Raw genomic sequence first — 12088 nt, 5'->3', positions numbered from 1 at the left:
CCCCTGACAAGTAGAGGTCATTACGGTAGCTACCGGTCGGGCAGTATCTGGTGGTGGCAGCACCGGGCATTCATACCCGGTACCCGGGCACGCATACCAGACTAAGGCAGGAACCCGCCGTTATCAAGCTGTTATTTCTCGCCGTGTTCCGGAGACTCGGCCGCTGGCAGCGCCCCCGCACCGGGCTCAGCCGCCGAGCACCTCGGCGAGATATGGGGCCGTCCGGCTCTTCTTCGACCCCGCAACCTCGCCGGGTGTTCCCACCGCGATGATCTTGCCGCCGGCGTCTCCGCCGGCCGGCCCGAGGTCAATGACCCAGTCCGCTGCCGCCACCACGTCCATCTCATGCTCCACCACAATCACCGTGTTGCCTGCGTCAACCAGCCGGTGGAGCTGGGCCATGAGGAGCTCGACGTCGGCCGGGTGCAGACCCGTGGTGGGCTCGTCCAGCAGGTAGAGCGAGTGGCCGCGCTGGGCGCGCTGGAGTTCGGTGGCGAGCTTGATGCGCTGGGCTTCGCCGCCGGAGAGCTCGGTGGCCGGCTGGCCGAGCCGAAGGTAGCCGAGGCCCACCTCGCGCAGCGTCTGCAGGCTCCGGGCGGCGGCGGGCACCGCGTCCAGGAATTCAGCGGCAGCGTTGACGGTCATGCCAAGGACCTCGGCGACGTTCTTGCCGCGGTAGGTCACCTCGAGGGTTTCCGGGTTGTAGCGCGAGCCGTGGCAGACCGGGCAGGGACCGTAGCTGCCGGGCAGGAACAAGAGCTCCACGGCGACGAAGCCCTCACCCAGGCAGGTCTCACAGCGGCCGCCAGCGACGTTGAAGGAAAAGCGCCCGGCGCCAAAGCCGCGGGCCTTCGCCTCGTCCGTTGCGGCGAACTCCTTGCGGACGGCGTCGAACAATCCGGTGTAGGTGGCGAGGTTGGAGCGGGGCGTGCGCCCGATCGGCTTCTGGTCCACCTTGACCAGCCGGTCCAGCCGGTCCAATCCGGTGACCGGGCCGACGGTGAGCGGTTCGGCGGATTCGCCGGCCTCGGCTTCCAGGTCCTCCGGCGCGACCCCGGGCGCGTCGGCGTCCGGATGCAGGTGTGCGCCGACAACCTCGGCGAGGACCTGGTTGACCAGGGTGGACTTGCCGGAGCCGGACACGCCGGTGACTGCGGTCAGGACGCCGAGCGGAAAATCGGCGTCGAGCTCGCGCAGGTTGTGGCGGGTGATGTCGCGCAATTCCAGCCAGCCGTCAGCTGGCCGGCGGGTGCGCCCCGCACCGGAGCCATCCGTACCGGAGCCGTCCGCACCGGAGCCGTCCGCACCAGCGCCGTCCGGGAACAGGAACGGCCGGGTGACGGATGATTCCACCTCAGCGAGCCCGGCCACCGGCCCGCTGTAGAGCACCTCGCCGCCGCCCTCACCGGCGCGCGGGCCCACGTCCACCAGCCAGTCGGCGCGGCGGACGATGTCCATGTTGTGCTCCACCACGAACACCGAGTTACCGGAGGACTTGAGCTGGTCCAGGACCGCGAGGAGGGGTTCGGCGTCGGCGGGGTGCAGGCCGGCGGAGGGCTCGTCCAGGACGTAGATCACACCGAAGAGGCCGGAGCGCAGCTGAGTGGCGATCCGCAGGCGCTGCATCTCACCGGGGGAAAGCGTGGGGGTGGACCGGCCCAGCGCGAGGTAGCCCAGGCCGAGGTCCAGGAGAACGGTGACGCGTTGCAGCAGGTCGCGGGTGATGGCGACAGCCACCTCATTGGACTCGCCGGAACTCTGCTTGCGGGACGCGGTCTCCGTGGCCGTCAACTCGGTGGTGGGGCGGATGATTTCGGCCAGTTCCGTCATGGGGACACCGTTGAGGTCTGCGATGGTCCGGCCGGCGAAGGTCACGGCCAGTGCGGCCGGGGTCAGTCCGGCGCCGCCGCAGACCGGGCACGGTCCGGTTTCCATGAAGCGCAGCACGCGGTCGCGCATGCTGGTGCTTTTGGAATCGGCGAGGGTGTGCAGGACGTAGCTTTTAGCGCTCCAGAAACGGCCCTTGTACGGCTTCGCCACCCGGTCCCGTTGCGGTGTCACCTCCACGACGGGCTGTTCTTCGGTGAAGAGGATCCAGTCGCGGTCTTTTTTGGGCAGTTTCCGCCAGGGTGTGTCGACGTCGTAGCCGAGATGGGTGAGGATGTCGCGGAGGTTTTTGCCCTGCCAGGCGCCGGGCCACGCGGCGATCGCGCCGTCGCGGATGCTCAGCGAGGTGTCCGGGACCAGGGAGGATTCGGTGACGGTGTGCGCGATGCCCAGGCCGTGGCATTTCGGGCAGGCGCCGGCGGCGGTGTTGGGGGAGAAGGCGTCCGAGTCGAGCGGGCTTGCGCCCTCGGGGTAACTGCCGGCGCGGGAGAAGAGCATGCGCAGGGAATTGGAGAGCGTGGTGACAGTCCCCACGGTGGACCGGGAGCTGGGCGTCCCGCGTCGCTGTTGAAGCGCGACGGCGGGCGGCAGCCCCGTGATCATCTCCACCTTGGGGTTGTGGCCCTGCTGGATCAGCCGGCGGGCGTAGGGGGCTACGGACTCGAAGTAGCGGCGCTGGGCTTCGGCGTAGATGGTGCCGAAGGCCAGGGAGGACTTCCCGGAACCGGAAACCCCGGTGAACGCGACAATCGCGTCGCGGGGCACGTCGACGTCCACGTTCCGCAGGTTGTTCTCTCGGGCGCCGCGGACACGGACAAAACCGTCGGCGGGGGAGTCGGCGTTCAGCCCTGGAATGGCGGGGCCGGGCGGATTGGAAGCCTGCTGATCATTGCGCATCCTATCGACTCTATCCGGGTCCGGTGCTGGCGGGCATATCCTTACCGAATGGAAACTAACGACGGCCCCGCCGCCACCGAGGGCGCCGCACCGGACAGCTCAGCAACAGCCGACATTGAAGTGCACGAATTTGCCGAGATTCCCGAGGAGGTGCACGGTCCGCTGCCGGTCGCGGAACTCCACCTGCATATCGAGGGAACGCTTGAGCCCGACCTGATCTTTGCGCTCGCGGAACGCAACGGAATCCGGCTGCCGTATGCGGACCTGGACGAACTGCGCTCCCGCTACGAGTTCACGGATCTGCAATCGTTCCTGGACCTTTACTACGCCAATATGGCCGTGCTGCAGACCGAGCAGGACTTCGCCGACATGACCCGGGCGTACCTGAGCCGGGCGGCGCTCGCCGGGGTCCGGCACGCCGAAATCATGCTCGATCCGCAGGCGCACCTGTCCCGCGGCGTGGCCCTGGCGACCTGCGTGAACGGCGTGGCATCGGTGCTGGCCAACTCCTTTGAGGAGTTCGGGATCTCCACCCTGCTCATCGCCGCCTTCCTGCGGGACCAGTCCGAGGATTCGGCGCTTGAGGTGCTGGAGCAGCTGCTCGCCATGAATGCGCCGATCGCCGGCATCGGCCTCGACTCGGCCGAGGTAGGCAACCCGCCAGCCAAGTTCCAGCGGCTGTTCGCGCGGGCCAAGGACGCGGGGCTGCACCGGATAGCGCACGCCGGGGAGGAGGGCCCGGCGTCGTACATTATCGATGCGCTGGAACTACTGGACGTGGAACGGATTGATCACGGCATCCGCTGTATGGACGATCCCGAGCTGGTGGAGCGGCTGGTGGAGGACCTGGTGCCGCTGACGGTGTGCCCGCTGTCCAACGTCCGGCTCCGCGCTGTGGACACCATGGCCGACCACCCGCTGCCGGCCATGCTCGCCGCCGGTTTGAACGTCAGCGTGAACTCGGACGATCCCGCCTATTTCGGCGGATACGTCGATGACAACTTCGCGCAGCTGAAGTCGGTGATTGGTCTGTCCGAATTCGACTGCGTACGGATGGCCGCGAACTCGATCCGGTCCTCATTTGCCAGCGAGGACCGGAAGACCGAGCTGCTGGCTGATCTGGCGGCGTCCGGCCACTGACCCGCGCTGGTCAAAGCGGGCCAGCGTTAGCTGTCGATGCTGCCCATGTCCGGGTAGCGTGCGCCCGCTGTCGCCCCGGCCGGTGCGAGTTCGTCCAACCGGTCAAGGTCCGCGGCGGTGAGTTCGACGTCGAGGGCGCCCAGGTTCTCCTGCAGGCGGTTTCGCTTCTTGGTGCCCGGAATGGGAACGATGTGCGCGCCCTGGGCCAGCAGCCAGGCAAGCGCCAGCTGAGCCGGGGTGCAGCCCTTCTGATCCGCCAGCGCCTTGACCCGGTCCACGAGTCGGAGGTTGCGGGTGAAGTTTTCGCCTTGGAAACGAGGGGAGTGCCGGCGGAAATCGTCCTCCGCGAAGTCGTCCGGGCTCCGGAACTGCCCGGTCAGAAAGCCGCGGCCCAGCGGGCTGTAGGGGACAAAACCGATGCCCAGCTCGGCGAGCACTGGAAAGGTCTTGGTCTCAGGCTCCCGTTCCCAGAGCGAGTATTCGGACTGCAAGGCGGCGATGGGGTGCACCGCATGGGCGCGGCGCACGGTGTCGGCGCTGGCTTCGGACAAGCCCAGGTGCCGGACTTTGCCGGCCTGCACCAGCTCCGCCATGGCGCCGACGGTTTCCTCGATCGGGACTGTCTTGTCCACGCGGTGCTGGTAGTACAGATCGATGTGGTCGACGCCCAGCCGCTGCAGGCTCGCGTCGCAGGCTGCCCGTACGTAGTCGGGGGAGCCGTTGATGCCGACCCAGGAGCCGTCGGCCCGGCGTTCATTGCCGAACTTGGTGGCGAGGACCACGTCCTCGCGCCGGCCCGCGATGGCGCGGCCCACCAGCTCCTCGTTGGTGAAGGGGCCGTACATATCCGCGGTGTCCAACAGGCTGCCGCCTACGTCGAGGAAGGCGTGGATGGTGGCGGTGGCCTCGGTGTCATCTGGCTGGCCGTAGAACTCGCTCATCCCCATGCACCCCAAACCCAAGGGTGAGACGGTGAGCGTACCGAGCGTGCGGGTTTCCATGGGGTCTCCTCAGGAGGACGGAAAGGGAGCGGCATCCGGTGCGGGATCGTGCTGCCGGAAGGACCGCCGGGGCAGACCGCCACTCTAAGCCCGCCCGCCCGGAGGCACAACGCCCGGCCCTGCCGGGTCGCCGCCTGCCGGGTCGCCGCCTGCCGGGTCGCCGCCTGCCCGGTTCACCAGCGGCGAAGGATGCGCCGGGCGGCACCGCACGGCATAGTGCAGGTATGACCACGACTCGACACCGCAGTGCGGCCGCACTGGTGCGGGTGATGCCAGGGCTCGACGCCGCCGCGACGTACCGGGGCAGTTGGTTCTGGAAGGACATCGTCGCCGGCATCGTCCTGGCGACGCTCCTGGTCCCCCAGGGCATGGCCTACGCCGTGCTGGCAGGGCTGCCGCCGATCACGGGGCTCTACACCACGGTCCTCTGCCTGCTCGCCTATGCAGTTTTCGGCCCCTCCCGGATCCTGGTGCTGGGCCCGGACTCCGCGCTGGGCCCACTGATCGCAGCGACGGTCCTGCCGATCGTCGCGTCCGACGGCGACCCGCAGAAAGCGGTGGCGCTGGCGTCATTGCTCGCCCTGATGGTCGGTGTCCTCATGATCCTCGCCTCGGTGGCCCGGCTGGGTTTCATCGCGGACCTTATTTCCAAGCCCACCATGATCGGTTACATGAACGGTCTCGCGGTCACGATTCTGGTCAGCCAGCTGCCCAAGCTCTTCGGGTTCTCGGTGCAGGCCGACGGCTTCGTCGGTGACCTCACCGGCTTCAGCCAAGGCCTGGCCAGGGGCGAAACCGTGGTGGCCGCGGCCGCCGTCGGGATCGCCGGGATTGTGCTGGTCCTGGCGTTGCAGCGGTGGCTGCCCAAAATCCCGTCGGTGCTCGTGATGGTGGTGCTCGCGATCGGTGCCGCGACGGTCCTGAATCTCGCGGATCGGGGTGTTTCACTCGTCGGGGAGCTTCCGCAGGGCTTCCCGCCGTTCACGATCCCCTCGCTGGAGCTCGCCGACGTCGCCCTGATGTCCGCCGGCGCCCTGGGAATTGCGCTGGTGTCACTGACGGACACGATTTCGACGGCGACGTCGTTCGCCGCACGCACCCGTCAGGAAGTCCGCGGCAACCAGGAGATGATCAGCATCGGTGCAGCCAACCTGGCGGCGGGACTTTTCCAGGGCTTCCCCGTCAGCACCAGCGCCTCCCGGACAGCGGTCGCGGAGCGCGCGGGCTCGAAGACCCAGCTCACCGGCGTGACCGGTGCCGTCCTGATCCTGCTCATGCTGGTGCTGCTGCCGGGGCTGTTCCGGAACCTGCCCCAGCCGGCGCTGGCGGCCATCGTGATCACCGCGTCGGTATCACTCGCGGACGTCCCGGGCAGCGTGCGTCTTTGGCGGCAGCGCAAAAGCGAGTTTCTGCTGTCGGCTGCGGCCTTGCTCGGGGTGGTGCTGCTGGGGGTGCTGCCCGGCATCGGCATTGCGGTGGGCCTTTCCATCCTCAACATCTTCCGCCGGGCCTGGTGGCCGTACGAGACGGTGATCGGCCGCGTCCCGGGAGTGGAGGGCTTTCACGACGTGCACGTCCACCCGGACGCCAAGCACCTGCCCGGCCTCGTGATTTACCGCTTCGACGCCCCGTTGTTCTTCGCCAACGTCAGGCCGTTCCGCGAAAACGTGCGGCGGCTGGCGCGCGCCGATCCTAAACCGCGGTGGATCGTCATCGCGGCCGAGCCCATCACCGACGTCGACACCACAGCCTCGGACGTGCTCCTTGAGCTGGACCGCGAGCTGAATGCGCAGGGCACGTCGTTGGTGTTCGCGGAGCTCAAGCACGGCGTCCGGGAGAAGTTCGAACGCTACGAACTGACCCGCGAGATCGAACCGCGCCACTTTTACCGCACCGTCGACGCCGCCGTGGCCGCCTACGTTGCCGAGACCGGCGCCCAATGGAGCGCCGGGGAGTGAACCCGCGGCCCCGCGGGTGGTGCCGGTGGCGGTTACCGTGCGGGAACGGGCTTCGCGAGCGTGCGGCGCAGGAGGGTGGCCGTCAGCCAGGTGACCGCGCTGCACACCGCAGCGCCCCAGGCGATGTCGGTCACGGCCACCAGGACGGGGAAGCCTTTGAGGACGGCGAGCGCGGTGAGCGCCCACGTGGCGTAGGTGAAGAAGCCGAACAGTGCGGCTCCCTGCACCCGCTGCCGCATCGTGGTGGCGGCGTTGTTGGGCCGGACCCCGTAGTGCACGATGCCCGCGACGTAGACCAGGTAGAACACGACGGCGCCGGCCAGGTTCACGCTGGGGGCGAGCAGGTCACCGATCTGGCTTTCGTACTGCCGGTTTGCCACGGTGCTGATCCAGGCGACGTCGATGACGGCGAAGATGACGGCGGTGGCTGCGTAGGTCAACAGCCACTTTTTAGTGCGGTGGTTCATGCTTGGCTCCTTGGGTCGGCGTACAGCTTGTCCACGATGTGGTGGGCGCGTTCGGTGAAGGCGCCGCGTTTGAGTTTCATGGTGGGGGTCACGATGCCGTTGGCTTCGCTGAGGTCCGTGAGCAGGAGCACAAAGCGGCGGACCTGCTCGGACCGGGCGATCTTCGCGTTCGCGGCGGACACGGCCTTCCCGATCGCGCTGAGGAGCCGCACGTCATCGATCTGGACGGCACCGCCGTCGTCGGGGATCTGCAGGCCGGTGAGGTCGGCGATGCCCTCCCGTTCCGCCCACGCCGCGACGGACTCCGGGTCCAGCAGCACCAGGCCGCCCAGATAGGGTTTGCCCTCTCCGACCATCACGGCGTGGGCCACGAGGGGGTCGCCCTCCACGTAGCCCTCCCAGATGGCGGGGGAGATGGTCTTGCCGCCCGCGGTGACAATGACGTCCTTGATCCGGCCGTTCAGGGTCAGGCTTCCGGACTCGTCCAGTTCGCCAAGGTCTCCGGTGTGGAAGAACCCGTCCGTGAACGCGTCGGCGTTGTCGGCCCGCCTGCGGTAGCCGGCAAACACTCCGACGCCGCGGGCCAGCACCTCGCCCCGGTCGGAGATCCGCACCGTGGTGCCCGGCATCGGAACGCCCACCGATCCGGCCCGGATGGACCCTGGCATGTTGCCGGTCAGCGGGGCGGTGGTCTCGGTGAGGCCATAGCCCTCCACCACCGGCAGGCCGAGGCCACGGAAGAAAAGGGACAGCTCGGCGTCGAGGGCGGCGGCACCGGACAGCAGGTAATCCAGGCGCCCGCCCATCAGCGTCCGGAGCCGGGCGTAGAACAGCCGGTCAAAGAGCGCATGCCTGACCCGCAGCCCCAGCCCTGGCCGGGTGGCCGGGTCGGCGTCACGGGCTTGCGCAAACCTGCCCCAGGCAACCGCGGTGCCCTGCGCCGATGCCCACACCGGTCCCAGGTGTTTCTGCGCCGCGGCCGCCGCTGCGGAAGCCTGGATCTTCTGGAGCACACGGGGAACCACCACCAGGAACGTTGGTTTCAGGACGCCCAGGGCAGGCACCACGTCCCGGGGATCGGATAAATGGGCAATGCGCATGCCGTTGGCCAGGCAGGTCAACTGCAGACCACGGGCCAGCACGTGGGCCATCGGCAGGAAGATGATGGTGTTGCCGCCCTCGCGGACCACACCGGTGTAAGCCGCGGCCACGTTTAGGACCTGGCCTACGAAGTTGCCGTGCGTGATGAGCGCACCCTTGGGCGCGGCCGTGGTGCCGGAGGTGTACACGATGGTCGCAACCGAGTCGAGGCCTGCGAGCAGGCGCCGTTCCTCCACCGCGGCATCGGAAATTCCGGCGCCGCGGGCCACAAGGTCGGCCAGGTCCGCGCCCGGCCTGACGTCCATGGTCCAGATCCCCAGACCCGGAATTCCGGCTTCCGCGAAACCCACCTCCAGCAGGGCGGCATGCCCGGCGGTGCCGGCGATTGCCAGCCGTACCCCGGCGTCGGCGAGGATCGCGGTCACCTGGGGCGCGGCGGATGTCTCGTAGACCGGGACCACGACGGCGCCGGCGAACCACGCGGCCATGTCGGCCAGCGCCCACTCATACCGGGTGGGAGACATGATGGCGAGGGATTCCCCGGGTTCGATGCCCGCGGCGAGCAGGCCTTTAGCCAGGGCCCGCACCTCGTCAACAAATTGCCGGGTGGTCACCTGGCGCCACGGTTCGGTAACCGCGGCTCCCGCGGCGCGTACCTCGAAGGCAACGTGGTCCGGGGAGGTCCGGTAGCGTTGCAGGAGCAACTCGGTGGCGTTGCGGTGACCGGACGGCTCAACCAGCAGCGGGGTGCTGAACTCTTTCATCGGGCGTCCTTTTCGGAAAGTGCGTGCAGGTGATCGCGCATCAGGAGCTGGGCGGCGTCGAGGAAGTCCGTGACGACCCTCTGGTCTGCGGCCGGCAGGGCCCGGAGGTGTTCGTTGGTGGCGGTCATGAGCGGCAGCATCAGGCTCATAATCCTGGTGAACGATGTTGCTGTGGCGTTCACCTGGACCTGGCGGCGGTCTTCGGTACTGCGGCGGCGCGCAACGTAGCCGCGGGACTCCAGCCGGCTGACGATGGCGGTGGTGGTGGCGGGGGTGGCGCCCAGTTCTTCGGCGAGTTTGCCCACGGTGACCGGCCCTGACAGTCCGAGCACGGACAGTGCGCGGAAGTCCGTGAGGTTCAGCCCCATGCCGCGGGCGATCTCCCACTCGGTTTCGTTGGCGAGGGTGAACAGGCTTTGCAGGGCCAGCGTGGCCGGGTGGTGCTGCGACGCGGTCATGTCCACTCCTTGGGGGTCCGGATCCCGGGATTCGTCAAGCTAGTTCGATGATCTATTATTCAATCCTATTTGATTATCTATTAGGATGGCTAAAACTGCTGTTGCCCGGACCTCCGTTTCCAGCCGACATGGCCGCGGCCCGCTCCGCGGATGAAAGGGATTCCTCGTGAAGGATTCATACCGTAAGTCGCTCATCGCCCTACCTCTGGTGGTGCTGCTGGCGGCACTCGTGGCCGTGGCAGGCTCCCAGGGCGGCGCTACGCTGGGCGGGATCCCCGTCTTCGCCCTGGCGGTGGGGGCGGCGTTCCTCATCCAATGGCTGGTGTTCATCCCCTCCTTCAAGGCCCAGACCGAGAAGTTCTACGACCTGACCGGCTCACTGACCTATATCGCCATCACCGTGCTGCTGGTCCTGCTCACGCCCGGGATCGACGCGCGGGCACTGCTGCTGGCGGCTCTGGTCCTCATCTGGGCGATCCGACTGGGAAGCTTCCTGTTCCGCCGGATCAGCAAAGCCGGCAAGGATGACCGCTTTGACGAGATCAAGCCGTCGTTCGTGCGGTTCCTCAACGTGTGGACAATCCAGGGTCTCTGGGTGGTCTTCACGGCCGCAGCTGCCTGGGTGGCCATTACATCGGCGACCCGGGTGGGGCTTGACTGGTTCGCGCTGGTCGGCTTCCTCGTCTGGGCACTCGGGTTCGCCATCGAGGCCATGGCGGACCTGCAGAAGAGCCGCTTCAATGCCGAATCCGCCAACAGAGGCAAGTTCATCTCCACCGGACTGTGGTCCAAGTCCCGCCACCCGAACTACTTCGGCGAGATCCTGCTGTGGATCGGCGTCGCCATCATCGCCGCTCCGGCACTGGAGGGCTGGCAATGGGTGGCGCTGATCTCGCCGGTCTTTGTCATCCTGCTGCTCACCAAGGTCAGCGGTGTGCCGCTGCTGGAGAAGAAGTCCGACAAGAAGTGGGGCGGCCAGGCCGACTATGAGGCCTACAAGAAAAACACCCCAGTTCTCATCCCCAAGCTCTAACCCCAACGGGGCCAGCTGCGGCCCGTGGCGGCGCCCCTGCCGGGCCGCAGCTTACCCCGCGTTGTATTGCTACTGGCGGGTACTGGGTGTGTGACCGTCGCGGACGCCCGGTTCGGATGTAATAGTGGGTGACGACACACAGAGTTAACCGCTCCCGACTCGCGGAAACTCGTCGATCCTTGGCAAAATGCAGGTGGATCAATTGTTCTAGAGGAGACCCATGGGCGCGAACACTGCCGAAAACACCACCCGTCGACTGAAGACTGTACTGGACGTCCTCGCTGAGGGCGTGTGGACCGGTGAGAAACTGAACGCCGGCGCCGTGCTGGGTGAGGCAATCACCCGCGTACCGCTCAACGATTTCGAACGCGAGCTACTCAGCGGCGGAATTCCACGCGGCCACAAGACGCTGACCACCGCCACCGCAAAGCTGGTCAAGGCCGGCTGGCTGGTCAAGGGCCGTGCGGGCTGGACCATCACCGAGGACGGCCAGCGGGCCACCGTCGCGTTCGCTGACCCCGCCGCGTTCGGCGCAGCGCTCGACGCCGGAACCCCGGTTCCGGCCGAGACACCCCTCCCGTCGGCCCCTGCCGGCAAGTCCGCTGCCGACGCCGCACCCAAGGCCGACTCCTCCGTCGGCGAGAAGATCGCCGGCAAGGCCGCCAAACTGGTCGAAGAAGCCGTCGCTCCCGTCGCCAAGGCAGTCCGTAAGCGCAAAGCCCCGGCCGCCAAGGCCCCGGCAGAAACCCCGGCCGCCGAGCCTGCACCGGTTTCTAAGCCCGCTCCGGCGGCAGAGGCCACCCCGGCCGCCGCCCCGGAAGCAGCAGCCGAGACCATCGAGCAGCCGGCCGCGGTGGCAGTGGCCGGTGATTTCAACATCCTGCTGGGCGCCCCCGCCAACTGGGCCCCGCAGTACGACGAATCCCAGATGGAGCTGGACCTCGTCGATCAGCTCTGGAAGCTGGCAGCGAACCTTCCGGCCGGTTCCTACACCTTCAAGATCGCGCTCAACCGCTCCTGGGACGAGAACTACGGCGCCTTCGGTGCCTTCGATGGCCCCAACCACGAAGTCCACCACTCGGGCGGCCAGCTGGTCATCCATTACAACCACCAGACCCACGACATCGTCCTGCTGTAGCTGGCGGCACGCTTACTTCCTGGCGATGCGCAAAAGACCCCTCGACACCCGGATACGGGCGCGAGGGGTCTTTTGCGCATCGCGGGCACTTTCGCGTGCCACGTCGGGGCTGGCGGAGCTCCCCGTCTGACGATTCGCGCGAAGCCCGGGCTAGAACCGGGTGGGGTCCGGGCCCGGCGGAACCGGACCGGGATCGGGCACGGGGGACGGTCCTGGCATGGGAAAGGGGCCGGGGGTTGGTGCC

General features: G+C 67.7%; 9 protein-coding genes. 4 read left to right on the top strand and 5 right to left on the bottom strand.

Annotated elements, in window-relative coordinates; translation table 11 throughout:
• Window positions 1-186: 186 nt before the first annotated feature.
• A complete protein-coding gene (gene uvrA, locus RCH15_RS10320) occupies window positions 187-2784 on the bottom strand; it encodes an excinuclease ABC subunit UvrA (RefSeq protein WP_326960580.1) in 2598 nt (865 codons plus the stop codon).
• Between the two features lie 48 nt (window positions 2785-2832).
• Here uvrA and RCH15_RS10315 point away from each other — a divergent pair, with 48 nt between their 5' ends.
• Window positions 2833-3924: an adenosine deaminase gene (locus tag RCH15_RS10315; protein ID WP_326960579.1), complete on the top strand. Its 1092-nt coding sequence runs from the start codon at window positions 2833-2835 to the stop codon at window positions 3922-3924.
• Window positions 3925-3950: 26 nt separating this feature from the next.
• On the opposite strand, the gene RCH15_RS10310 is transcribed toward RCH15_RS10315, so the two are convergent.
• Window positions 3951-4925, bottom strand: coding sequence for an aldo/keto reductase (locus RCH15_RS10310; protein WP_326960578.1), 975 nt, complete (start codon window positions 4923-4925; stop codon window positions 3951-3953).
• A gap of 224 nt (window positions 4926-5149) precedes the next feature.
• Here RCH15_RS10310 and RCH15_RS10305 point away from each other — a divergent pair, with 224 nt between their 5' ends.
• Window positions 5150-6883, top strand: a complete 1734-nt coding sequence (locus tag RCH15_RS10305) for a SulP family inorganic anion transporter (RefSeq protein WP_326960577.1) — start codon at window positions 5150-5152, stop codon at window positions 6881-6883.
• 32 nt (window positions 6884-6915) lie between these two features.
• Here RCH15_RS10305 and RCH15_RS10300 read toward each other — a convergent pair whose 3' ends face one another.
• The 3 genes from RCH15_RS10300 to RCH15_RS10290 are packed head-to-tail and all read right to left on the bottom strand — an operon-like array spanning window position 6916 to window position 9673.
• On the bottom strand, window positions 6916-7350 hold the full coding sequence (locus tag RCH15_RS10300; RefSeq protein WP_326960576.1) for a DUF2177 family protein: 435 nt from the start codon (window positions 7348-7350) through the stop codon (window positions 6916-6918).
• Window positions 7347-9215, bottom strand: a complete 1869-nt coding sequence (locus RCH15_RS10295) for an AMP-dependent synthetase/ligase (protein WP_326960575.1) — start codon at window positions 9213-9215, stop codon at window positions 7347-7349. Before RCH15_RS10295 ends, RCH15_RS10300 begins: the two co-directional genes overlap by 4 nt.
• A complete protein-coding gene (locus tag RCH15_RS10290; protein WP_326960574.1) occupies window positions 9212-9673 on the bottom strand; it encodes a MarR family winged helix-turn-helix transcriptional regulator in 462 nt (153 codons plus the stop codon). The genes RCH15_RS10295 and RCH15_RS10290 overlap by 4 nt, the downstream gene beginning before the upstream one ends.
• A 166-nt stretch (window positions 9674-9839) precedes the next feature.
• Between RCH15_RS10290 and RCH15_RS10285 the strand changes: the two genes are divergently transcribed.
• Together RCH15_RS10285 and RCH15_RS10280 are read left to right on the top strand one after the other, a co-directional pair.
• Window positions 9840-10706, top strand: a complete 867-nt coding sequence (locus RCH15_RS10285; RefSeq protein ID WP_326960573.1) for a DUF1295 domain-containing protein — start codon at window positions 9840-9842, stop codon at window positions 10704-10706.
• A 220-nt stretch (window positions 10707-10926) separates the two neighbouring features.
• A complete protein-coding gene (locus RCH15_RS10280; protein ID WP_326960572.1) occupies window positions 10927-11844 on the top strand; it encodes a pullulanase X25 domain-containing protein in 918 nt (305 codons plus the stop codon).
• Window positions 11845-12088: the final 244 nt, after the last annotated feature.

Source organism: Arthrobacter sp. MP_M4, assembly GCF_035984855.1.
Taxonomy (GTDB): Bacteria; Actinomycetota; Actinomycetes; order Actinomycetales; family Micrococcaceae; genus Arthrobacter.
Note: the sequence above shows the minus strand (reverse complement) of the source record. Positions and strands in the feature narration are given on the sequence as shown.